Consider the following 22,108-nt stretch of genomic DNA (forward strand, 5'->3'; position numbering starts at 1 on the left):
TGGCAGTTCGGGGTCAGGGCCGACTGCCGGAGCGATACAGTTCGTCGGTGTCCGCTTCGAACCCCCGCATCGTCGTTCTCGGCAGCATCAACATGGATCTGATCACCCGGACTCCCTCCCTGCCCGACCCCGGTGAAACAGTGCTGGGCACATCGTTCACCACCTCACCGGGCGGCAAAGGCTCCAACCAGGCCATCGCCGCCGCCAAGGCCGGCGTTCCCGTGTCGTTCATCGGAGCGGTCGGAGACGACGAATTCGGTGAGACACTGCGCCGAACACTGTCCAGCGCGGGCGTGGACGACCGAGCGCTACGTACGGCACCGGGTTCGAGCGGAATTGCCGCCATTTCCGTCGACGATCACGCCGAGAACAGCATCGTCGTCGTCCCCGGGGCGAACGAACACGTTCGGGACCTCACCGACGACGACCTCGCCGTCATCTCTGACGCCGCTATCCTGTTGTGTCAGTTGGAAATTCCGCTCGATACCGTGGTGACCGCATTCCAGTACGCCCGATCTCGCGGCGTGGTGACGATGCTGAACCCGTCACCGGTTCAGGATTTGCCCGACGCCCTGGTGGCGGCCACCGACGTGCTCGTAGTCAACGAAGCAGAGGAAGCCCGTCTCGGAAACCGAGTGAACGAAGTGGCGCACGTGATCACCACACTCGGTGCCAGAGGCGCTCGATACCGCGGCTCGGAATCGTTCGAGGTCGCCGCTCCGCGCGTCGACGCCGTCGACACCACCGGTGCCGGCGATGCATTTGCCGGAGCACTGGCCGCGTCCTGGTTCGACGGCCCGCGAACGGCAGTCGAATGGGCCTGCGCTGCCGGGTCTTTCGCCGCGACAAGGCCTGGTGCGAGTACGTCCTCGGGTACTCGCGAAGACATCGACGCACTACGAGATGCGGCCGCAGGATGAATGCCCCCGACCTCGACGAGCTCCGACTTCTACGTCGCGCGCGAGACCGGATGGATCGCGAATTCGCCGAGCCACTCGACGTCCCCATGCTGGCACGCACAGCACTGATGTCCACCGCGCACTTCGGTCGCCGCTTCCGCGAGGCCTACGGCGAGACGCCCTACGCACATCTGATGACTCGACGGATCGAACGCGCCAAGGCCTTGCTGCGCCGCGGCGATGTGACCGTCACCGAGGCGTGCTTCGCGGTGGGCTGTACCAGTCTCGGATCGTTCAGTTCGCGGTTCACCGAGATCGTCGGCGAGACACCGAGCGCATACCGCGCCCGCGACCACCGTGACAGCCGGGCGGTGCCGACGTGCACGGCCATGATTCTGGGTCGGCCGATGCGCCGCACTGTGGCTGCCACCGAACCGAGCAGAATCGAAGAAGCATCGACGGCCGGAGCGTCCTAGCCTTTCCCCATGTCACTTTCACTGAGCCACGTACACGTCTACACCGACGACCCCGATGCCTCGTTGGCGTTCTATCGCGACGCTCTGGGACTCGAGGTCAAGAGCGAGGTTGCCAACGACGGCTACCGCTGGATCACTCTGTCCACCGACGACCAGCCCGAAATCGAGATCGTCCTGTCGCAGCCCCACGCGGGCCGGTCGCAGGAACTCGGCGATCAGATCGCGGCCCTGCTCGCCAAGGGCGAGCTTCCGGGCCTGCTGTTTCGTGCCGACGACCTCGATACGGCCTTCGAGAGAATTCGCGCGGCGGGCACCGCCGAGATTCTGCAGGAGCCGACGAGTCAGCCGTGGGGTGCGCGCGACGCGGCATTCCGTGACCCCGCCGGCAACATGGTGCGCGTCAGCCAGGCGTGAATTCGTCCTCGTATCGACCGTCCTACATCGACGACGCGAGCGCCAGGCCGCCTGCGCACGCGAGTACGGACGCGAGCACGGTGACTGTCACGTTGACGGCGGCATCGCGTCGACGCCCCTGCTGGAGCAACCGCACGGTCTCGACACTCGCCGTGCTGAAGGTGGTGTACCCGCCGCAGAACCCGGTACCGATGACGGCTTGAACGTCGGTGGAGCCGGCTCGGAACATCACCCATCCGGCCAGCACACCCAGCAGAAACGATCCGGACACGTTGATGCCGACCGTCGCCCAGGGAAAGCTCGTCCGCGCCGCGAGACGTGATTTCACTTCAGCGTCGACGACGAAGCGAAAGACTGCCCCCAAACCGCCGGCCGCCGCGATCCACAGAGCGATCATCGAACCACCCTGCCTGCCAGCACGATTCCAGCCCAGGCCGCAAGTATTCCGAGAATCACGCTGACCACTGCGTATGCCATTGCCAGTCCGGTGAACCCACCTCGAATCCCGTCCACCGTCTCAAGGGCGAAGGTGCTGTACGTGGTGAACGCGCCGCAGAAACCGGTACCGAGCAGCAGCCGTAACCTGCGCCGAACTCCTGCATCGGGCCCGCCGCGAACCAGCGACTCGAGCAGAAGTCCGAGCACGAACGCACCGGCGATGTTGATTCCGAAGGTGGCCGTCGGCCATTGCGACGCCGAGTGCGGAAGCTGCTCCTCGATCACGTAGCGGACCGCCGTGCCCGCCGCACCACCGACGAACACCACGGCCAGTGCCCAGAGGTGACGGTGCACGGGCCCCTGGTCGGCCGGCATCGAATCGGAATCGGGATCGATCACCGCTGGTCCTCTCGGGCTGCACGGTCCGACCGTTTCCGACCGGCCCGCGTTGGATGTCGGATGCTTGCTGCACGATGGAGCCTATGACAACGACCACGGAGCCCACGACCGGGAACTTGCGCGCGAGCGCCGAAGAGTTGTTGCGCGAACTCGCCGGCCCGGCTGCGGTGCTGCGGGAAGACCAGTGGACGGCCATCGAGGCCCTCGTCGTGCACCGGCGGCGGGCGCTGGTGGTGCAGCGGACCGGTTGGGGCAAGTCGGCGGTCTACTTCATCGCGGCGAAACTGCTTCGCGCACAGGGCCTCGGTCCGACGGTGATCGTCTCTCCACTGTTGGCGTTGATGCGCAACCAGGTTGCGTCCGCCGAGCGGGCGGGCGTCCGGGCTGCCACCATCAACTCGGGCAACATGACCGAGTGGGACGACATCCATCAGCAGGTCGCCTCGGGCGAGCTCGACGTGCTGCTGGTCAGTCCGGAGCGATTGAACAATCCAGATTTCCGCGATCAGGTGCTGCCGTCCCTGGCAGGCGATGCGGGCCTGGTCGTGGTCGACGAAGCACATTGCGTCTCCGACTGGGGCCACGATTTCCGGCCCGACTATCGACGTATCAGAACCCTGATCGCCGAGTTGCGTGACGGTATCCCCGTGCTCGCGACCACAGCGACGGCGAACGACCGCGTGGTGGACGACGTCGCCGCACAGCTGGGTGTCGGCGGCGGCGACACGCTGGTACTGCGCGGCGGGCTCGCACGCGACTCTCTGCGCATGGCGGTGGTGAAGATCGACAACGCCACCGAACGGGCCGCGTGGCTCGCCGATCACCTGAAAACCCTGCCGGGTTCGGGAATCATCTACACGCTGACGGTCTCGGCCGCGAAGGACCTCGCGGCGCTGCTCACCGATCAGGGCCACGTCGTAGCGTCGTACACCGGTCAGACGGATCCGACCGAGCGCGAATCGCTCGAAGGTGACCTGCTGGCCAACCGAGTCAAGGCCCTCGTCGCCACGTCCGCACTGGGCATGGGCTTCGACAAGCCCGATCTCGGCTTCGTCGTGCACATGGGGGCACCGTCGTCCCCGATCTCGTACTACCAGCAGGTCGGCCGAGCCGGTCGCGCCACCGAGCGCGCCGATGTGGTGCTGCTACCCGGTCACGAGGATCGCCAGATCTGGAGCTACTTCGCCTCCGTCGCGTTCCCCCGCGAGCATCTGGTGCGGCAGGTCATCGATGCCTTGAACACCGACAAGGCCCAGTCGACGCAGGCGCTGGAGCCTCTGGTGGAACTCAATCGCAGCAGGCTGGAGATGGTGCTGAAGGTCCTCGACGTCGACGGCGCGGTCAGACGCGTTCGTGGCGGCTGGATGGCCACCGGGGAACAGTGGACGTACGACGCGGGACGCTACGAGCGTCTCGAACAGGCCAGGGACCGCGAACAGCAGGCCATGATCGACTACCAGGGCACCGACGGCTGCCGGATGGAGTTCCTGCGGAGGCAGCTCGACGACCCGGATCTGGGCGCACCCGGTAGCGAGTCCGACAAGTGCGGACGCTGCGACAACTGCACCGGTGAGCACTTGTCGGCATCGGTGGATGCGGCCGCAGTCGACTCGGCACGGGCACGATTGGACCGGCCTGGCATCGACTTGCAGCCCAGAAAGCAGTGGCCCAGTGGCATGAAGAAGCTGGGTGTGTCGCTCTCGGGCAAGATCGCCGACCCACACGAACCCGGGCGCGTGCTGGGTCGACTCACCGACCTCGGCTGGGGCAGCCGGCTGCGTGCCCTGCTCGATGCACCCGATGCTCCGGCCACCGACGCATTGGAGAAGGCGTGCATCACCGTGCTCGCCAACTGGGACTGGAAGCAGCGACCCACTGCGGTTCTGGCTCTCGACTCCCCCACCCATCCGGTGCTGGTGCGATCGATCGCCGAGCGATTGGCTGCCGTCGGAAAATTGGACGATCTCGGTGTCATGCAGGTCAGGGCCGGTCATCCGCCGGTCTCGGCGGCCAATTCGGCGTTCAGGGTCGCCGGGCTGGTGGACTCGTGGGACGTTCCGGACGTATCGTCCGTGACAGGGCCGATTCTGCTGATCGATCTGCTGACCGACACTGGGTGGACGTTCACCTGCGTCACGTCGGCTCTGCGATCTGCGGGTGCCGAAGCGGTACTTCCGTTCGCTCTGGCGACACCCAAGTAGCGGTCCGTCGGAAGCGAGTGGTTTGAATTCCGTCGTTGCGGGTACAGCCAGCCGGGCGCCGATGAAGTGACCAGCATCACATTGACGGGTTAACCTGGGGAAGCATGTCCGATTCCGGGGTCGATTTCCCGGCGCACTCGATATGCCTCGGCGACCTTGTTACGTTTGTATTTCCTATGAAGCCCGCATTGCTGAGAGGTACCCCGCTCACTGCGCCGGACGCAGTGAAGTTTCGTAAGCCACAGATCTCCGACGGAGTCCGGCTCTGGGAGATCGCAAGAGATTCGCGAGTTCTGGATCTCAATTCCAGCTACTCGTACGTGTTGTGGTGCCGTGATTTCGCGGCCACCACCGTCGTATCCGACATCGACGGCCGCGCAGTCGGTTTCGTCACCGGATACATCCGCCAGGACGCCCCGCGCACACTGTTCGTGTGGCAGGTCGCCGTGGATGCGGATCAGCGTGGCAAGGGACTTGCCGGTCGCATGCTGATGGAGCTGCTCGACCGCCTCGAGCCACAGGGCATCACGCATCTGGAAACGACGATCAGCCCGGACAACGAAGCGTCGATCGCAACCTTCACGAGCCTCGCACGTAAGCGAGGCACCGATATCGTCAGGTCGGATTTGTTCGCGCCCAACGATTTCCCTGATAGCCACGAAGCCGAGGAGCTCTACACAGTAGGCCCCGACGCGTCGCGGAATTACGAAAGGAACAAGCAGAACATGACCGAAAAGAACACCGTGACAACAGAGAAGCCCGATGTATTCGAGACCGTCGAGTCCGGCGTGCGTAGCTACAGCCGCCAGTGGCCCGCCGTGTTCACCACCGCGAAGAACTCGGTCATCACCGACGAGAACGGCAACGACTACCTCGACTTCTTCGGTGGCGCAGGCGCTCTCAACTACGGCCACAACAACGACTTGATCAAGAGCGCATTGGTCGACTACATCACCAGCGATGGCATCACGCACGGACTCGACATGTCCACCGTCGCCAAGCGGGAGTTCCTCGAGTCGTTCAAGAAGAACATCCTCGATCCCCGCGGCCTGGACTACAAGGTTCAGTTCCCCGGGCCGACGGGCACCAACACCGTCGAGGCCGCACTCAAGCTCGCTCGCAAGGTCACCGGCCGCGAGGCGATCATCAACTTCACCAACGCATTCCACGGCATGACCCTCGGCGCGCTGTCGGTCACCGGCAACTCGATGAAGCGAGCGGGAGCCGGAATTCCGTTGGTGCACACCACTCCGATGCCGTATGACAACTACTTCGGCGGCGTCACCGAGGACTTCCAGTGGTTCGAGCGCGTGCTCGACGATTCCGGCAGCGGATTCAACCGCCCGGCCGCAGTGATCGTGGAGACCATCCAGGGTGAGGGCGGCATCAACGTCGCGCGCCCCGAGTGGCTGCGCGCCCTGGCCGAGCTGTGCTCGCGCCGTGAGATCCTGCTGATCGTCGACGACGTGCAGATGGGCTGCGGACGCACCGGCCAGTTCTTCTCGTTCGAGGAAGCAGGCATCACCCCGGACATCGTCACGCTGTCCAAGTCCATCGGTGGCTACGGCATGCCGCTGGCGCTGACTCTCTTCAAGCCCGAGCTGGACGTGTGGTCGCCGGGCGAGCACAACGGCACCTTCCGCGGGTTCAACCCGTCGTTCGTCACGGCGAAGGCCGCCATCGACCACTACTGGTCCGACGACAAGTTCGAGAAGGAAACCCTCGTCAAGGGCGAGCACATCCAGGACCGGTTCATGAAGCTGTGCGCCAAGTTCGACGGCATCTCCACCCGCGGCCGTGGCATGGTTCAGGCCCTGGTGTTCGACGACGCAGAACTCGCCGGCAAGGTGTCTCAGCTGTGCTACGACGAGCGTCTGCTCGTCGAGACCGCCGGCCCCAAGGACGAGGTCGTCAAGCTGCTTCCCCCGCTGACCACGACGATCGACGAGCTCGATCGCGGCCTGGACATCATCGAAAGTGCCGTCGCGAAGGTCCTCTCCTAGAGACCCGTTCGCACGCACCGATATCGAAGGAGGACATCGACATGATCGTTCGCACCACGCAGGAGATCACCGGTACCGACCGCGACATCTCGAGCGAAGACGGCAACTGGCGCAGCAAGAGAATCATTCTCGGCGGCGACAAGGTCGGATTCTCGTTCCACGAGACGACGATCCAGGCCGGCACGGTGAACAACTTCCACTACGCCAATCACGTCGAGGCCGTCTGGCTCATCGAGGGCGAGGGAACGCTCACGGACCGCGAGACCGGCGAGACCTACGAGCTCGGTGCGGGATCGATGTACCTGCTCAACGGACACGAGCGCCATACTGTCGAACCGCGCACCCAGATGCGCATGCTCTGTGTGTTCAACCCTCCCGTCGTCGGCAACGAGACGCACGACGAGAACGGTGTGTACCCCCTCGTCGAGGTACCCGCGTAACACTGGCACGTCCTCACGGCCCGCACCGACGCTATCCAGGTCGGTGCGGGCCGTTGGCGTATCCACGGTGCCCATCCGGCGAGGGATCGCTATCCTGGACGAAGTGAATGCAACCCCTGTGTCCGCGGCACCGTACGAGCAGCTGACTTCCCTGCTCGATGGGAAGACCGTCACCGTGGTCAGCGGTGCGGGCATGTCCACCGACTCCGGGATTCCCGACTACCGCGGTCCGCAGTCACCGCCTCGAAATCCGATGACGTTCCAGCAGTTCATCGGTGACGCCGAATTCCGTCGGCACTACTGGGCACGCAACCATGTCGGGTGGCGACACATGGACGCCGCCGTGCCCAACGACGGCCACCGAGCTCTCGCCCGACTCGAACGGGCGGGCGTCGTCACCGGGATCATCACCCAGAACGTCGACATGTTGCACACCAAGGCGGGCAGCCGACGCGTCATCGACCTGCACGGCGTCTACGCCCGAGTTCGCTGCCTGAACTGCGAGCGGTTGATCTCGCGTTTCGAGTTGGCCCGCCGACTCGATCGCGCCAATCCCGGTTTTCTCGAGTCCGTTGCGCCCGCGGACGGCGTCGAGATCGCCCCCGATGCCGACGCCATCATTTCCTCGACCGCGCACTTCCGCATGGTCGACTGCGAATCATGTTCGGGCATACTCAAACCCGACATCGTCTACTTCGGTGAGAGCGTGCCCAAGCCGCGCGTGGCCGAGGCATACGATCTCGTCGACCGAAGCGACGCGCTGCTGGTGCTCGGATCCTCACTGACCGTGATGTCGGGCCTGCGGTTCGTCAGACACGCGTCCAAGACGTCGAAGCCCATCGTCATCGTCAACCGCGGCACCACTCGGGGCGACGAATTCGCTTCTCTCACACTGCACGCCGGGTGTTCCGAGGTAGCGACCGCGTTGGCCGACGACGTCGATCAGGCAGGAACCAGATCGTCGGCATGAACCACCGGGCGCTGTAGCTCTGCGGCCAACTCCCCTGTCGACCGCCCGAGCATCCCGGCGAGTTCCCCCGAGTCGTACGCGACGACCCCGCGAGCCACCAGTACGCCCGCGTGATCGACCAACGACACCACGTCTCCGCCGTGGAAAGAACCCGTCACCGACGTGATACCAGCGGACAACAGCGATCGTCGCCGCTCCACCACGGCACGCACTGCCCCGGCGTCGAGGTGCAGTTCTCCGGCAGCATCGGCGGCATGACGGACCCAGAACTTGCGCGCCGACAACCGCGTCGGCCGGGCAGCGAAAGCGGTACCCACCGCGGACGTAGTCAGCGCATGAGCAGCATCGGATGCCGCGGCCAGCAGCACCGGAACGCCGGCGTCGGCCGCGAGACGCGCAGCGGACAGCTTGGAGGCCATTCCGCCGGTGCCGAGCGCTCCCCCCGAACCGGCGACGACACCGTCGAGATCCTCGGGGCTGGTCACCTCCGGGATCAGTGTCGCTTTGCCCTTGCGGGGATCACCGTCGTACAACCCGTCCACGTCCGAGAGCAGGAACAGTGCGTCCGCACCGACGAGGTGGGCGACCAGAGCAGCCAGGCGATCGTTGTCGCCGAACCGGATCTCTGCGGTGGCGACCGTGTCGTTCTCGTTGACGATGGCCACGGCACCGAGCGAGCGCAACCGATCCAGGGTGCGCTGAGCGTTGCGGTGGTTGGTTCGTCGCGCGATGTCCTCGGCGGTCAGCAGAACCTGTCCGACCGTGCGCCCGTACCGGTGGAACGACGAGCTCCATGCATGAACCAGAGCGAGTTGACCGACGCTCGCAGCGGCCTGCTTGGTGGCCAGGTCCCGTGGACGCTTGGTCAGGCCCAACGGTGCCATCCCTGCGCCGATCGCACCGGAGGACACGACCACCACATCGGTGCCGCTGCGCATCCGAGACTCGATGGCGTCGGCGAGCAGATCGAGTCGAGTCAGATCCAGACCGGTGTCGAGGCTGGTGAGTGCCGAGGAACCGATCTTGACCACGATGCGCTTGGCATCGGCGATCGTGCGACGGGTATCGGTGAGAGCCTCTGCGAGCGAATCGGATTCACGCACCGCCGCCACGTCTACTCCTGTTCGGTATCGAGCCCGCGACGTACCTGGCGGGCATGCTTGCGTTCGGATGCGCCGATGCGTTCGACCTGATCGAGACGGGCATCGGTGCCACGGCCTGTCATGGTGATCTCGACACCGGCCGGAGTCTGCGGCTCCCAGTCGAACGACACGTCGCCGATGGTGACCGAAGCACCGGGCTGAGCGCCGGCCTTGATGAGTGCGTCCTCGACTCCGAGCCGCGCGAGGCGGTCGGCGAGGTAGCCGACGGCCTCGTCGTTGGTGAACTGCGTCTGACGCACCCAACGCTCGGGTCGGGTACCGCGAACAATGAAGCCGTCCGGGATGTCCGGATCCTTGACGACCTTGAAGCTGTCGTCGTTCCGAGCGACCGGGCGCAGCACCTGACGCCGCGGCTCGGGAGCCGGATGCGCGGTGCGGTACTCCTCGACGAGCTTGGCCAATGCGAATGTCAGCGGCTTGAGACCGGCACGCGTCACCGCGGAGATGGTGTACACGGGCCAGCCACGGGATTCGAACTCGGCGGTGACCATCTCGGCCAACTCGGCACCCTCGGGAATGTCGGCCTTGTTCAACACCACGATGCGGGGCCGATCGGCCAGATCGCCGAGGCTGGCGTCTCCGGACAGCGCCGGCTTGTACGCGGCCAACTCGGCTTCGAGGGCGTCGACGTCGGAGATCGGATCGCGGCCGGGATCCAGTGTGGCGCAGTCGACGACGTGCGCGAGAACGGCACACCGTTCGAGGTGACGCAGGAAGTCGAGACCGAGACCTCGGCCCTGACTCGCGCCGGGGATCAGCCCGGGAACGTCTGCGACGGTGAAGGTGGTGTCTCCGCTGGAGACCACGCCGAGGTTGGGCACCAATGTGGTGAAGGGGTAATCGGCGATCTTCGGCTTCGCTGCGGACAGCACCGAGACCAGCGACGACTTACCGGCCGACGGAAAACCGACGAGGCCCACGTCTGCGACGGACTTGAGTTCGAGGACGAGCTCGCGTTCGATGCCCTCTTCGCCGAGCAGCGCGAATCCGGGTGCCCGCCGAGCCTTCGAGGCCAGAGCTGCGTTGCCCAGGCCGCCGCGGCCGCCGGGGGCGGCGTCGAAACGTGTTCCCTCGCCGATCATGTCGGCGAGCACGTTGCCCTTCTTGTCGAGCACGACGGTGCCGTCGGGAACCTTGAGAATCAGGTCCTCGCCGTTGGCACCCTCACGGTTGCCACCCATGCCCTGAGTTCCGTTGCCCGCCTTGGCATGGCTGGAGAAGTGGAAGTCGAGCAGAGTGTGGACGTTGCTGTCGACGACGAACACGACTCCGCCGCCCTGCCCTCCGTTACCGCCGTCCGGGCCGCCGAGAGGCTTGAACTTCTCGCGGTGAACCGAAGAGCAGCCGTTGCCACCTTTGCCGGCGCTGACGTGCAGCACCACGCGGTCGATGAATCGTGACATAGCTGTCTTCGATCCTTTCGTGAAAGAGAAAGCGGGAGAAAAAAGCGATAGGGGCGGACCGGTCTCATGACCCTGGTCCGCCCCTATCGGGAGCTGTGAACGTACGCCGTGGATGGTCGACACGAGCAGTTGCCCGGTCGCGTCGGCCATTGTGAGCGCCAGCGCTGCAGAAGGACTAGGCCTCTACAGCAACCGGAACGATGTTCACGGTCTTGCGACCGCGCTTGGCACCGAACTCGACTGCGCCGGGGGCGAGTGCGAACAGGGTGTCGTCGCCGCCACGGCCGACGTTGACGCCGGGGTGGAAGTGCGTGCCACGCTGACGAACCAGGATCTCGCCTGCGCCTACGGTCTGGCCGCCGAAACGCTTGACGCCGAGGCGCTGAGCATTCGAGTCGCGACCGTTACGGGAGCTTGATGCGCCCTTCTTATGTGCCATGTTGCATACCCTCCTCGGGGTGAATCAGCTTGGAAGAACTCAGGTCCTGAGGGGACCTGGTTACTTGATGCCGGTGACCTTGAGGACAGTGAGCTTCTGCCTGTGTCCCTGACGCTTGTGGTATCCGGTCTTGTTCTTGAACTTGTGGATGCGGATCTTCGGGCCCTTGGTGTGCTCGACGATCTCACCGGCGACCGAGATCTTCGCCAGCTTGTCTGCATCTGTGGTCAGGTCGGATCCGTCTACGACGAGGACCGGAGCAAGCGAGACAGCAGTGCCGGGCGCTCCCTCGATCTTCTCGACCTTGACGAGGTCACCAACAGCGACCTTGTACTGCTTTCCGCCGGTCTTGACGATCGCGTACGTTGCCATCGGAGGGCTACCCCTTGCTTCTTCGAACTTGCTCGCGTTGCGCATGGCAACACGACTGGTCTGGTAAAACGTGTTTGCTTGCTCCCTATCGGCCGGCCACGGCGATGTTCACCTAGGCCCGCTCGAGAACCGTTGTTTCCTGCAAGGCCACTACGGCACAGCAGAACGGTGTCACCGGGAGCGACTTATCAAGGTTACGGCAGAGAGACGGCCAGGGTCAAACTGCCCCGCGCTGCTAGGCATCGATGTCCACCGGAGGCCCTGCAGGCCGCGCTGCTGCGCGCCGTCTGCGAGGACGTGCCGCCGGCACCTCCACCGGCTCCACGGACTGTTCGGCCGCCGCCGTGAGCGGAGCCGCCACCTCGTCGGGTGCCGTCCCCGCCTGGTCGGAGGTCGTGTCGTCCGCGGCAGGAACGACGATCACCATGCCCGCGTCGGGCGCTGTGCCGGTCGGCGCGGCTGCCTTGCGCGCCACCCGCCGTCCGCGTCGAGCCTTCGGTGCCACCGGCTCGACGGAAGGCTGTTCGGCCTCGGTCTCGGTGGCCGAATCGACTGCCGTGACGTTCGTCTCCGCGTCGGCCACCGCAGCAGCCGCAACGTCCACATCGTCGGCGGAGACCACGGTCACCTCGGCGTCGCCGCCGGGAGCTTCGGGGGCAGGTGTCTCGACATCGGCGGGGCTGACGTCGGCCACCACGTCGTCGTGGTGCGCCGCCATGGCCAGTGCCACCGGATGCGCCCGCTTGATCGACGGATCGACCACGGGGTGGTCCTGACCGTCTGCCGCACCGGCCCGATCGTTCGAGGAGGCCCGCTCGTTGCCGTCGGACCGATCGTTGCCCTCGGCCTTGTTGTCCTTGCCACGACGACGCCTGCTGCTCGTTCCCGAGTTGCCCGATTCCGAACGCGACGAGTTCGACCGACCGCCGTCGTTGTCCGGCTTGGCGTCGATGGGGAACGGGTGCACGACGATGCCACGACCCTGGCAGTGCTCACACGTGGTGGAGAACGCCTCGACGAGGCCCGTGCCGAGCTTCTTGCGGGTCATCTGCACCAGACCGAGCGAGGTCACCTCGGAGACCTGGTGGCGAGTCCGGTCGCGTCCGAGGGACTCGGTCAGTCGCCGGAGTACGAGATCGCGGTTGGACTCGAGCACCATGTCGATGAAGTCGACGACGATCATGCCGCCGATGTCTCGCAGCCGCATCTGGCGCACGACTTCCTCGGCGGCCTCGATGTTGTTGCGAGTGACCGTCTCTTCGAGATTGCCACCCGACCCGGTGAACTTGCCGGTGTTGACGTCGACGACGGTCATCGCCTCGGTGCGATCGATCACCAGGGTGCCGCCGGACGGCAGCCAGACCTTGCGATCGAGGGCCTTGGCCAGCTGCTCGTCGATGCGGTGCGCGGCGAAGACGTCGACGGAACTGTCGTCGGCCTCGTATCGGTGCAACCGCTCCATCATGTCCGGGGCCACGGTCTCGACGTAGTTCGACGTCGTCGTCCATGCCTTGTCGCCCTCGATGACGAGCTTGGAGAAGTCCTCGTTGAACAGGTCACGGATGACCTTGACGAGCATGTCGGGCTCTTCGTACAGCGTCTGTGGTTGCACGCCCTTGCCGGTTTCGGCGTTGGCCGAGCGTTCTTCGATGCTGGCCCACTGCGCCTGCAGGCGAGTCACGTCGCGTGCGAGCTCTTCTTCGCTGACGCCCTCCGCTGCGGTGCGGATGATGACGCCGGCCTCGGGAGGCACGATGTCGCGGAGAATTTCCTTGAGCCGCTTGCGCTCGGTGTCGGGCAGCTTGCGGCTGATGCCGGTGGAACTTCCACCGGGCACGTAGACGAGGAATCGACCCGCGAGCGACAGCTGCGTGGTCAGGCGAGCACCCTTGTGCCCCACCGGGTCCTTGCTGACCTGGACGAGAACCTGATCGCCCGGCTTGAGAGCCTGCTCGATCTTTCGTGAGTTTCCACCCAACCCCGCAGCGTCCCAGTTGACCTCGCCCGCGTACAGCACGCCGTTGCGGCCACGCCCGATGTCGATGAAGGCTGCTTCCATGCTGGGCAGCACGTTCTGTACGCGGCCCAGGTAGACGTTGCCGACCATCGACGCGGTGGCACTGCTGGTGACGAAGTGCTCGACGAGCACACCGTCTTCGAGCACGGCAACCTGAGTGGTCAGCGGGTGATCCGGAGTCGCTTTCTCACGCACGACCATGACGCGGTCGACGGATTCGCGGCGAGCCAGGAACTCGGACTCGGTGAGGATCGGCGGCCGACGACGACCGGCATCGCGCCCGTCGCGGCGGCGCTGACGCTTGGCCTCGAGACGCGTCGAGCCCGTGATTCCCTGGACCTCGTCCCGGGGTGCCCGGCTCTTGTTGCGCGGCTCGCGCTCGTGCACGACGGTGTTGGGCGGATCGTCCTCGGACGACGCGCCCTCGGCAGCGGCCTCTGCTCCGGTCTTGCGCCGGCGACGGCGTCGACGACGACGGCTCGAGCCGTCTCCGTCCGAACCGCCGTTGTCGGAGTCGTCGTAATTGTCCTGGGCACCCGAATCGGACTCGTCGTCGCCGTCCTCGGCCGAGGAGTCCGCGGTGCGCGTGTCGTCGGAGGAATCGGTCGAATCGGAGTTCTGCCGGTCCGAGGTGCGGCTGCGCGTGCGCGATCGACGCGAGCGTCGTCCCGAGTTCGACTGCTGCTCGTCACTCGACGAGGACTCGTCCGAGTCGGAATCGGTCGATTCTGCGTCGGCCGAATCGGTGGTCTCCGAGTCGCCGTCGGAATCGTCGTCGGAATTGTCGTCGTTCGAGTCGTCCGAGGACTGCTCGCCGCGACCACGGCCGCGGCCACGGCGTCCACGGCGGCGGCGTCGAGGCTGAGATTGATCGTCGTCCCCGTCACCGTCGGTCGATCCCTCGGCGGCGCTCGACTCGTCGGCCTCGGAAGAGGACCGGTCGGTCGAGACTGCAGAGGTCTCCGGTACAGAGGTCTCGGGTGCAGCAGTCTCCGACGTCACCGCGGACTCACTGCCGTCGGTGTCCGCGCTGGTGTCGGTGCTGGCGATCTCGTCCTTGGGCGCTGCCTTGCGGCTGCGGCGACGGCGCGCCGGGGGCTCCGCCGGTGACTCCGCCGATTCCGTCGCTGGGGCGTCCACGGCTGCGGGCTGCAGAAACAGCGGGGTGGCGAACGTCGTCGCGGTGGGCTGGTCGGTCGTTGCCGCGGACCGATCGGCCTCCGGCTCCGGAGCGGGCGCGCTGGTGAACAGCTGCGGCTCGGACCACGGGGCCTCGACGGGTTCCTCCGCAACCGGCTCCGGCTGCGCGGCAGTCGACGACTCGACTGTCTGCCCGGTGGGCGCTGTGGGCGCGTTGACCGAGTCACGAACGGACTCCGCGACGTCACGGCTCAGGCTCGACTGTGCACTGCGCGCTTCGATCCCGAGCTCACCGAGGGTGACGAGCAACTGCTTGCTGGTGACGCCCAGAATCTTTGCCAGAGCGTGCACGCGCAGCCTGGTCGGCAGCTCGATCGTGTCGGGTTGCGCCGACGACACCGTGTCGGTTTCCGCAGACGACACCGCGCCGGAGGGCTCCGTACGATCTGCGTTTGCGTTCTGTACATCTTCGGGCGGGCTTTGATCGGCCACGTAGTCTCCTCGGGCCCCCGGGCGCGTCCATCCGACTTCGGGTGTGACGCGGCCACGCGAGGGCAATCCTTGTGTACTCACGTCGGGTTGGACGTCAGCTGTTCGGTCTCGCTCCGCACCCGAGCCGATGACCACTTCGTAGTTCTCGATGGTCGACGACAGCGTGTGCGGTGCCTGGCTGGATGGTGGTATACCGGCGATCCGAGCGCCTGATCATCAAGCAAGAACGCGAACGAGCCTGTCTCTCGTTCGAGCATCTGCGATGACGGGCAGCGGATAGACGACAGTCATCCGATCGAATCCACGACACCGGTCTAGCGAACTTCGGTGAAGCCTGGGCTTCGGGTGGAGCGTGAAACCTGTACCTACTGGCGACGTGGAGTCGATCTGTTGTCGAGTATCCCACACGCTGTGATGCGTGCTCGCCACGCCGCACCGATCGGGTTCCGAGCGGATGCGGCGTGACGACGAGAACGCTGCTTTTTCTGTCGAGGGTGGAACGGTCAGGCGAGACCGGGGAACCAGAGTGCGATCTCGCGCTCGGCCGATTCCACGGAATCCGATCCGTGTACCAGGTTCTGCTGACCGTCCAGCGCGAGGTCACCGCGGATGGTGCCGGGAACCGCCTTGGCCACGGGATCGGTGCCGCCTGCGATCTGGCGGAACGCAGCGATGGCGCGGGGGCCTTCGAGTACCGCGGCCACCACCGGTCCGGACGTGATGAACTCGAGCAGCTCGAGGAAGAACGGCTTGCTCTCGTGCTCCGCATAGTGAGCCGAGGCCAATTCGCGGGAGACGGTCTTGAGCTCGAGTGCGACGATGCTCAGACCCTTCTTCTCCACGCGGCCGAGGATCTCTCCTACGTAACGCCGGGCAACTCCGTCGGGCTTGATCAGTACAAGGGTGCGGTCGGTCACGTCGACGACACTAATGGAACACGGCGATGCGGCGCGCGGCGCATCGCCGAAACCGACAGGTTTCCCCTGTCAGTCGCGCTGCCCCGGCAGCATCCCACGTCGGATGCGCTCGGTGATGTCACGGCGCAGGTACAGCAGATACAGCCACACGGCGATGAAGATCAAGCCGACGATGCCGATGGACAGATGGAACACCGTTCCGAACAGAACGAACACTTGCAGAATCAGATTGAACTTCATCGCCCAGGGCTCACCCTGCTTGCCGGCGCCTGCGATCATCGCGACCGCGAGGAGAACGATGTACGTGGTCGAAAACCACGTTGCACCGCCGCCCACGACGGCGACAACAGGCAGCGAGAGCAGAACGACGATGGCTTCGAGTACCAACGTTCCTGCACAGACACCGCGGAACCCCTTCCACGGATCGTTCGTGGGTGGTCTGAACTCTGTCTCGCTCACGCGGGGTCCTTTCCGAACAGAGTGCGAGCTGCACCGACGGTCACCACGGATCCGGTCACCACGACTCCGGCACCGGACACGGCCTCACCCGGCTCGGCCACTTCCTCGGCCAACCCGATCGCCGTTTCCAGCGCATCGGGCAGGGTCGACGCCACCACGACGCGTTCGTCGCCGAATTTGGCCACCGCGATGTCGGCCAACGCGTCCACGTCCATCGCCCGCGCGGACCCGTTGTGGGTGACGACGATGTCGTCGAACACCGGTTCCAGTGCCTCGAGAATCGCTCCGACATCCTTGTCCGCCATGACGCTGACGACGCCGACGAGTTTGCGGAAATCGAATTCGTCGGTGAGGGCGGCTGCGAGCGCTGCTGCCCCGTGCGGGTTGTGCGCGGCATCGAGGAACACTGTCGGGGCGTTGCGTACCCGCTCGAGTCGACCGGGGTTGACGATCGTGGCGAACGCAGCGCGCACGGTGTCCTGATCGAGCTGGCGATCCGGCCCGGCACCGAAGAACGCTTCGACCGCAGCGAGTGCAAGGGACGCGTTGTGCGCCTGATGCTCGCCGTGCAACGGAAGGAAGACGTCGGTGTACACCCCGCCGAGCCCCTGCAGTTCCAGTTGCTGGCCACCCACGGCGATCTGCCTGCCGAGCACGGTGAATTCCGATCCGGCCCGCGCCACCGCGGCGTCCGCCTGCACTGCTGCCCGCAGCAGGACCTCGGATACCTCGGGCTTCTGCTGGGCCAGAATCGCGACGGTATCGCGCGGCACCAGCGATTCCGGTGCCTTCTTGATGATCCCCGCCTTCTCTCCCGCGATCGTCGCGAGATCGTCGCCGAGGAACTCGACGTGATCGAGGCCGATCGGGGTGATGACGGCAACCTCGCCGTCGACGACGTTGGTGGCGTCCCAACGCCCGCCGAGTCCGACCTCGATGACGGCAACCTCGACCGGGGCCTCGGCGAACGCCGCGAACGCCATGGCCGTGACCACCTCGAACTTGCTCATGCGGGGTCCGCCCGCAGCCTCGGACTGCGCGTCGATCATGTCCACGAACGGAGCGATCTCGTTGTAGGTGTCGACGTAGAGCCGCGGCGAGATGGGCCTGCCGTCGATGCTGATCCGCTCGGTCGCCATCTGCAGGTGCGGACTTGTGGTGCGGCCCGTGCGCCGATGGAACGCGGTGAGGAGCGCATCGATCATGCGGGTCACCGAGGTCTTGCCGTTCGTGCCCGCGACGTGAATCGACGGATACGCCCTCTGCGGCGAGCCGAGCAGGTCCATCAGCGCCGAGATCCGAGCCGTCGACGGCTCGATCTTCGTTTCGGGCCAACGCTTGTCGAGCTCGGCCTCCACGAGTGCGAGCTCGGCCAGATCGACCGGGCTCGGCGGAGGCAGGGGCAGGGCCTCGTCGGATTCGGTCACTTAGGTTCCCATCGATTCGAGCCGCGCCGTGATGCGGGCGATCTCTTCGCCTGCGATCGTCTGGCGTGTTCTGATCTTGTCCACCACCGCATCCGGTGCCTTCGCGAGAAACGCTTCGTTGCCGAGCTTGCCGGTGGTCTGCGCGAGTTCCTTCTCCGCAGCCGCGAGATCCTTCACCAGTCGGGCCCGCTCGGCGACCAGGTCGACGGTGCCCGAGGTGTCGAGTTCGACGACCACGGTGGCCTTGCTCAGACGCACCTCGACCGACGCCGTCGCCGCGAAGTCCTCGGCCGGCTCGGTCAGTCGAGCCAATGCGGTGACCGCCGAAATCTGCCCGTCCAGATCCGATTCGGAGACTCCGACGATGCGGGCCGCCACCTTCTGGGACGGCTTGAGTCCTTGATCGCTGCGGAACCGGCGAATTTCGGTGATGAGTCGTTGCATGTCTTCGATACGCTGTGCCGCAACAGAATCCAGCGAATCGGTGGAGGCAGTGGGCCACGCGGCGATCACCAGCGACTCGCCGCCGGTGAGCACCTTCCACAGCGTTTCGGTGACGAACGGAATCACCGGATGCAGCAATCGCAGCAAGGCGTCGAGGACGTTACCGAGAACCCCGCGCGTGGTGGCGGCGATGGTCTCGTCGGCGAATTGCACCTTGGCGATCTCGAGGTACCAGTCGCAGACCTCGTCCCAGGCGAAGTGATACAGCGCCTCGCAGGCCTTACTGAACTCGTAGCGATCGAACGCCGAATCCACCTCTGCCCGAACCTCTTCGAGTCGATCGAGAATCCATCGGTCGGCGTCGGTCAGCTCGGCACGGGCAGGCAGATCTGCCGGTGCCGCGCCGTTCATCAAAGCGAACTTGGTGGCGTTGAACAACTTGTTGGCGAAGTTGCGCGAGGACTGCGCATGGTCTTCGCCGACCGACATGTCGGCACCCGGGTTCGCACCGCGAGCGAGCGTGAAGCGCAACGCGTCGGCACCGAAACGATCGACCCAGTCCAGAGGATCGATTCCGTTGCCGCGCGACTTCGACATCTTCTTGCCGAACTGGTCACGAATCAGGCCGTGCAGAAACACATCTCGGAACGGAACCTGCGGCCCCTGCTTACCTGCGGTGATCGCGTCGTCCGCTCCGACGTAGGTGCCGAACATCATCATGCGGGCGACCCAGAAGAACAGGATGTCGTATCCGGTGACGAGAACGCCGGTGGGATAGAACTTCTCGAGATCGGCCGTGGCGTCGGGCCACCCCATCGTCGAGAAGGGCCACAGCCCGGACGAGAACCAGGTGTCGAGGACGTCGGGATCCTGCTCCCAGCCCTCCGGTGCGCTCTCCCCCGGTCCGAGGCAGACGGTCTCGCCGTCGGGTCCGTACCAGATCGGGATCCGATGACCCCACCACAGCTGACGCGAGATGCACCAGTCGTGCATGTTGTCGACCCAGGCGAACCAGCGCGGTTCCTGACTCTTGGGATGAATGACGGTGTCGCCGTTACGCACTGCGTCACCGGCCGCCTTCGCCAGGGTGTCGACCTTGACCCACCACTGCAGCGACAGACGTGGCTCGATCGGCTCGCCGCTGCGCTCGGAGTGGCCGACGCTGTGCAGGTAGGGGCGCTTCTCGGCGACGACGCGGCCCTGCTCGGCGAGTGCTTCACGCACCTTCACGCGCGCCTCGAAGCGATCCATACCGTCGAATTGCGTTCCGGTATCGGTGATCCGGCCTGCCTTGTCCATGATCGAGGGCATCGGCAACGAGTGCCGCACGCCCATCTCGAAGTCGTTGGGGTCGTGTGCCGGGGTGATCTTCACTGCTCCGGTGCCGAATTCGGGGTCCACGTAGTCGTCGGCGATGATCGGGATCTGCCGTCCGGTGAACGGGTGCTCGAGGGTGGTGCCGACGAGAGCCTTGTATCGTTCGTCATCGGGGTGGACCGCGACTGCGGTGTCGCCGAGCATCGTTTCGACTCGGGTGGTCGCGACGATGACGTGTGGCTCGGAATCGTCGAGCGAGCCGTAGCGCAGCGACACCAGTTCGCCGTCGACGTCCTCGAACTTGACCTCGATGTCGGAGATGGCGGTCTGCAGCACCGGCGACCAGTTGACCAGTCGCTCGGCGCGGTAGATCAAACCGTCGTCGAACATCCGCTTGAACATCGTCTGCACGGCCTCGGACAGGCCGTCGTCCATGGTGAATCGCTCGCGGCTCCAGTCGACGCCGTCGCCGATGCGTCGCATCTGCCCACCGATGGTTCCGCCGGATTCACGCTTCCAGTCCCAGACCTTGTCGATGAACGCCTCGCGGCCGAACTCTTCCTTGGTCTTTCCGTCGGCGGCGAGCTGCTTCTCCACGACGGTCTGCGTGGCGATGCCCGCATGGTCCATGCCCGGCAACCACAGCACCTCGTACCCGAGCATCCGCTTGCGACGACTGAGCGCGTCCATCAGCGTGTGGTCGAGAGCGTGGCCCATGTGCAGGCTGCCGGTGACGTTGGGCGGGGGCAACACTATGGAATAGGGCGGCTTGCCGCTGGTCGCGTCGGCTTCGAAGTACCCGGCGTCGACCCAGGACCGGTACAGCTCCGCCTCGACCGCACTGGGATCCCAGCTCTTGGGCAGGTCGATCGAATCGGCGGGGTTCTCTGAGTGCTCTGGCGCTGAACTGGTCACCGGTCGATTCTAGTGGCCGAGGATTCGGGGCATCGACACCCTCTCGCCCAGCACGTGCTGGGCCAGGAATGCCAGCACCACCTCGTACCAGACCTTGGCGTGCTGAGGACTCAGAATCCAATGGTTTTCGGCCGGGAAGTAGAGAAAACGATGCTCGGTGTTGCCCTCGTCGTCGGCGGGCAGGCCGGATTCGCTGAGCAGTTCGTACCACAGCCGTAGGCCCTCACCGATGGGCACGCGATAGTCCTTGTCGCCGTGGATCACCAGCATCGGCGTCGCGATGTCCGCGACGAACAGGTGTGGGGAGTTCTCGACCGCCATCTCCGGAGACATTTCCCGCGCCCAGTACCACGGTGCATCGGTCGTCGGGCCGAATTGATCGAGCGCCCAGAGGCTCGCATGGGTGACGATGGCGTCGAAACGATCGGTGTGTCCGGCGATCCAGTTGGCCATGTAGCCGCCGAAAGATCCGCCCATCGCCGCGGTGCGGGTCTCGTCGATCTCGGGTAGCGCGACCGCGACGTCGGTCAACGCCATCAGATCGGTGAACGGAGCTTTGCCCCACGCTCCCCAGCCGCGCTGTACGAACTCTTGGCCGTACCCGGTGGACAGCGCCGGGTCCGGCAGCAGCACGGCGTACCCGCGAGCGACCATCAGCCACGGATTCCACCGCCACGACCAGGTGTTCCACGAGCCGAGCGGGCCACCGTGCACCCACAGCAGCAGCGGTGCGGGTGCCGCGTCCGAGGCACCCTCGGGCAGTGCCAGCCAGCCGCGCACCCGAGCACCGTCGTCGACGACGGTGTCGATCTCGGTGAGAGTTCCGGGCACAGGACAGCGGTCGACGGAGGTGTCGAGGTCGTCGACGGTGCCGTCGGACAGGTCGATCGAGACCGGATGCGGGGCGGCCAGATACGACGCGGCGAGGGCCAGCACCCTGGTTCCGTCCGAGGACACGTGGACGTGGGTGTACGCGTCGTTCGTGTTCGTCAGCCGACGCGGCTCCGCGCCCTCACGCACGACGAAGATCGGGGACCGGCCGTCGTCGTCCGCGGTGACCAGTACCCCCGACCCGTCCGGCAGCCACACCGGGTCGATCGGCCACCGATCCCAGCCGGGAGCGAGATCGACGACCGAAGCAGACTCGAAATCGTAGCGCTGCAGCGTCATTCGAGGCGCGTCCTCGGGAGTGGAGAGCGATTCACGCACGAACACCACGGACGCTCCGTCCGGCGAGATCGCAGGTGCGCCCAGGTCGGCATCGACGTCGTCGACGATCGTCGTACGCTCCCCCGTCGCGGTGTCGATACGCACCAGCACCGTCCGCACGGTCGCCAGGGTCATTCCGCAGGCTCCACTCCCG

General features: G+C 65.6%; 18 protein-coding genes and 2 pseudogenes. 8 read left to right on the forward strand and 12 right to left on the reverse strand.

From position 1 onward, the window contains the following. Positions 1-47 precede the first annotated feature (47 nt). Genes QM590_RS04235 through QM590_RS04245 form a run of 3 tightly spaced genes read left to right on the forward strand, consistent with a single transcriptional unit; the run spans position 48 to position 1,789 of the window. Positions 48-920, forward strand: coding sequence for a ribokinase (locus QM590_RS04235; RefSeq protein ID WP_269593782.1), 873 nt, complete (start codon positions 48-50; stop codon positions 918-920). Next, a complete protein-coding gene (locus tag QM590_RS04240) occupies positions 917-1,375 on the forward strand; it encodes a helix-turn-helix transcriptional regulator (protein WP_269593781.1) in 459 nt (152 codons plus the stop codon). The genes QM590_RS04235 and QM590_RS04240 overlap by 4 nt, the downstream gene beginning before the upstream one ends. 9 nt (positions 1,376-1,384) lie before the next feature. After that, complete coding sequence (locus QM590_RS04245; RefSeq protein ID WP_269593780.1) at positions 1,385-1,789, forward strand: VOC family protein; 405 nt, start codon at positions 1,385-1,387, stop codon at positions 1,787-1,789. A 22-nt stretch (positions 1,790-1,811) separates the two neighbouring features. Here QM590_RS04245 and crcB (QM590_RS04250) read toward each other — a convergent pair whose 3' ends face one another. Then, entirely contained in the window at positions 1,812-2,186 is a 375-nt protein-coding gene (gene crcB / locus QM590_RS04250; RefSeq protein ID WP_149406230.1) for a fluoride efflux transporter CrcB, read from the reverse strand. Continuing rightward, positions 2,183-2,602 (reverse strand): fluoride efflux transporter CrcB, encoded by a 420-nt coding sequence (gene crcB / locus QM590_RS04255; protein ID WP_269593983.1) that lies wholly within the window; start codon positions 2,600-2,602, stop codon positions 2,183-2,185. Before crcB (QM590_RS04255) ends, crcB (QM590_RS04250) begins: the two co-directional genes overlap by 4 nt. 107 nt (positions 2,603-2,709) lie before the next feature. Between crcB (QM590_RS04255) and QM590_RS04260 the strand changes: the two genes are divergently transcribed. The 5 genes and pseudogenes from QM590_RS04260 (at position 2,710) to QM590_RS04280 (ending at position 8,240) form a co-directional block, all read left to right on the forward strand. Continuing rightward, positions 2,710-4,827 (forward strand): RecQ family ATP-dependent DNA helicase, encoded by a 2,118-nt coding sequence (locus QM590_RS04260; protein ID WP_269593779.1) that lies wholly within the window; start codon positions 2,710-2,712, stop codon positions 4,825-4,827. A gap of 176 nt (positions 4,828-5,003) precedes the next feature. Further along, a pseudogene (gene ectA, locus QM590_RS04265) lies at positions 5,004-5,504 on the forward strand (diaminobutyrate acetyltransferase); the annotation flags it as partial. Between the two features lie 48 nt (positions 5,505-5,552). After that, positions 5,553-6,830 carry a diaminobutyrate--2-oxoglutarate transaminase gene (ectB, locus tag QM590_RS04270; RefSeq protein ID WP_256980928.1) on the forward strand — a complete coding sequence of 426 codons (1,278 nt, stop codon included), beginning with the start codon at positions 5,553-5,555 and terminating at the stop codon, positions 6,828-6,830. Between the two features lie 41 nt (positions 6,831-6,871). Next, positions 6,872-7,270: an ectoine synthase gene (locus QM590_RS04275; RefSeq protein WP_032379201.1), complete on the forward strand. Its 399-nt coding sequence runs from the start codon at positions 6,872-6,874 to the stop codon at positions 7,268-7,270. Positions 7,271-7,388: 118 nt separating this feature from the next. Further along, positions 7,389-8,240, forward strand: a complete 852-nt coding sequence (locus QM590_RS04280; protein WP_094640217.1) for a Sir2 family NAD-dependent protein deacetylase — start codon at positions 7,389-7,391, stop codon at positions 8,238-8,240. On the opposite strand, the gene proB is transcribed toward QM590_RS04280, so the two are convergent. From proB to QM590_RS04330, 10 genes and pseudogenes are all read right to left on the reverse strand, one after another. Beyond that, positions 8,213-9,352 (reverse strand): glutamate 5-kinase, encoded by a 1,140-nt coding sequence (gene proB / locus QM590_RS04285; protein WP_188078663.1) that lies wholly within the window; start codon positions 9,350-9,352, stop codon positions 8,213-8,215. The genes QM590_RS04280 and proB overlap by 28 nt on opposite strands. 2 nt (positions 9,353-9,354) lie before the next feature. Then, complete coding sequence (gene obgE, locus QM590_RS04290; RefSeq protein ID WP_037193128.1) at positions 9,355-10,806, reverse strand: GTPase ObgE; 1,452 nt, start codon at positions 10,804-10,806, stop codon at positions 9,355-9,357. Positions 10,807-10,981: 175 nt separating this feature from the next. Then, complete coding sequence (gene rpmA / locus QM590_RS04295; RefSeq protein WP_032379202.1) at positions 10,982-11,245, reverse strand: 50S ribosomal protein L27; 264 nt, start codon at positions 11,243-11,245, stop codon at positions 10,982-10,984. A 60-nt stretch (positions 11,246-11,305) separates the two neighbouring features. Then, positions 11,306-11,617: a 50S ribosomal protein L21 gene (gene rplU / locus QM590_RS04300; protein WP_032394581.1), complete on the reverse strand. Its 312-nt coding sequence runs from the start codon at positions 11,615-11,617 to the stop codon at positions 11,306-11,308. 235 nt (positions 11,618-11,852) lie between these two features. Further along, entirely contained in the window at positions 11,853-15,266 is a 3,414-nt protein-coding gene (locus QM590_RS04305; protein ID WP_317812982.1) for a translation initiation factor IF-2 N-terminal domain-containing protein, read from the reverse strand. Between the two features lie 503 nt (positions 15,267-15,769). Beyond that, a complete protein-coding gene (gene ndk, locus QM590_RS04310; protein WP_269593777.1) occupies positions 15,770-16,183 on the reverse strand; it encodes a nucleoside-diphosphate kinase in 414 nt (137 codons plus the stop codon). Positions 16,184-16,252: 69 nt separating this feature from the next. Further along, entirely contained in the window at positions 16,253-16,642 is a 390-nt protein-coding gene (locus QM590_RS04315) for a DUF4233 domain-containing protein (RefSeq protein ID WP_094670662.1), read from the reverse strand. Next, positions 16,639-18,069 carry a bifunctional tetrahydrofolate synthase/dihydrofolate synthase gene (folC, locus tag QM590_RS04320; RefSeq protein ID WP_269593776.1) on the reverse strand — a complete coding sequence of 477 codons (1,431 nt, stop codon included), beginning with the start codon at positions 18,067-18,069 and terminating at the stop codon, positions 16,639-16,641. The genes QM590_RS04315 and folC overlap by 4 nt, the downstream gene beginning before the upstream one ends. Beyond that, on the reverse strand, positions 18,070-20,745 hold the full coding sequence (locus QM590_RS04325) for a valine--tRNA ligase (protein ID WP_269593775.1): 2,676 nt from the start codon (positions 20,743-20,745) through the stop codon (positions 18,070-18,072). 9 nt (positions 20,746-20,754) lie between these two features. Beyond that, positions 20,755-22,083 (reverse strand): annotated as a pseudogene (locus QM590_RS04330) (S9 family peptidase); the annotation flags it as partial. Between the last annotated feature and the right edge of the window lie 25 nt (positions 22,084-22,108).

It is taken from the genome of Rhodococcus sp. IEGM 1372 (genome assembly GCF_030056835.1).
Lineage (GTDB): Bacteria > Actinomycetota > Actinomycetes > Mycobacteriales > Mycobacteriaceae > Rhodococcoides.

Excerpts from the sequence above, each read along its gene's own strand:
- QM590_RS04240 (WP_269593781.1), top strand. The coding sequence starts at position 917 with ATGAATGCCCCCGACCTCGACGAGCTCCGACTTCTACGTCGCGCGCGA.
- QM590_RS04245 (WP_269593780.1), top strand. The coding sequence starts at position 1,385 with ATGTCACTTTCACTGAGCCACGTACACGTCTACACCGACGACCCCGAT.
- crcB (WP_149406230.1), bottom strand. The coding sequence starts at position 2,186 with ATGATCGCTCTGTGGATCGCGGCGGCCGGCGGTTTGGGGGCAGTCTTT.
- crcB (WP_269593983.1), bottom strand. The coding sequence starts at position 2,602 with ATGCCGGCCGACCAGGGGCCCGTGCACCGTCACCTCTGGGCACTGGCC.
- QM590_RS04260 (WP_269593779.1), top strand. The coding sequence starts at position 2,710 with ATGACAACGACCACGGAGCCCACGACCGGGAACTTGCGCGCGAGCGCC.
- ectB (WP_256980928.1), top strand. The coding sequence starts at position 5,553 with ATGACCGAAAAGAACACCGTGACAACAGAGAAGCCCGATGTATTCGAG.
- QM590_RS04275 (WP_032379201.1), top strand. The coding sequence starts at position 6,872 with ATGATCGTTCGCACCACGCAGGAGATCACCGGTACCGACCGCGACATC.
- obgE (WP_037193128.1), bottom strand. The coding sequence starts at position 10,806 with ATGTCACGATTCATCGACCGCGTGGTGCTGCACGTCAGCGCCGGCAAA.
- rpmA (WP_032379202.1), bottom strand. The coding sequence starts at position 11,245 with ATGGCACATAAGAAGGGCGCATCAAGCTCCCGTAACGGTCGCGACTCG.
- rplU (WP_032394581.1), bottom strand. The coding sequence starts at position 11,617 with ATGGCAACGTACGCGATCGTCAAGACCGGCGGAAAGCAGTACAAGGTC.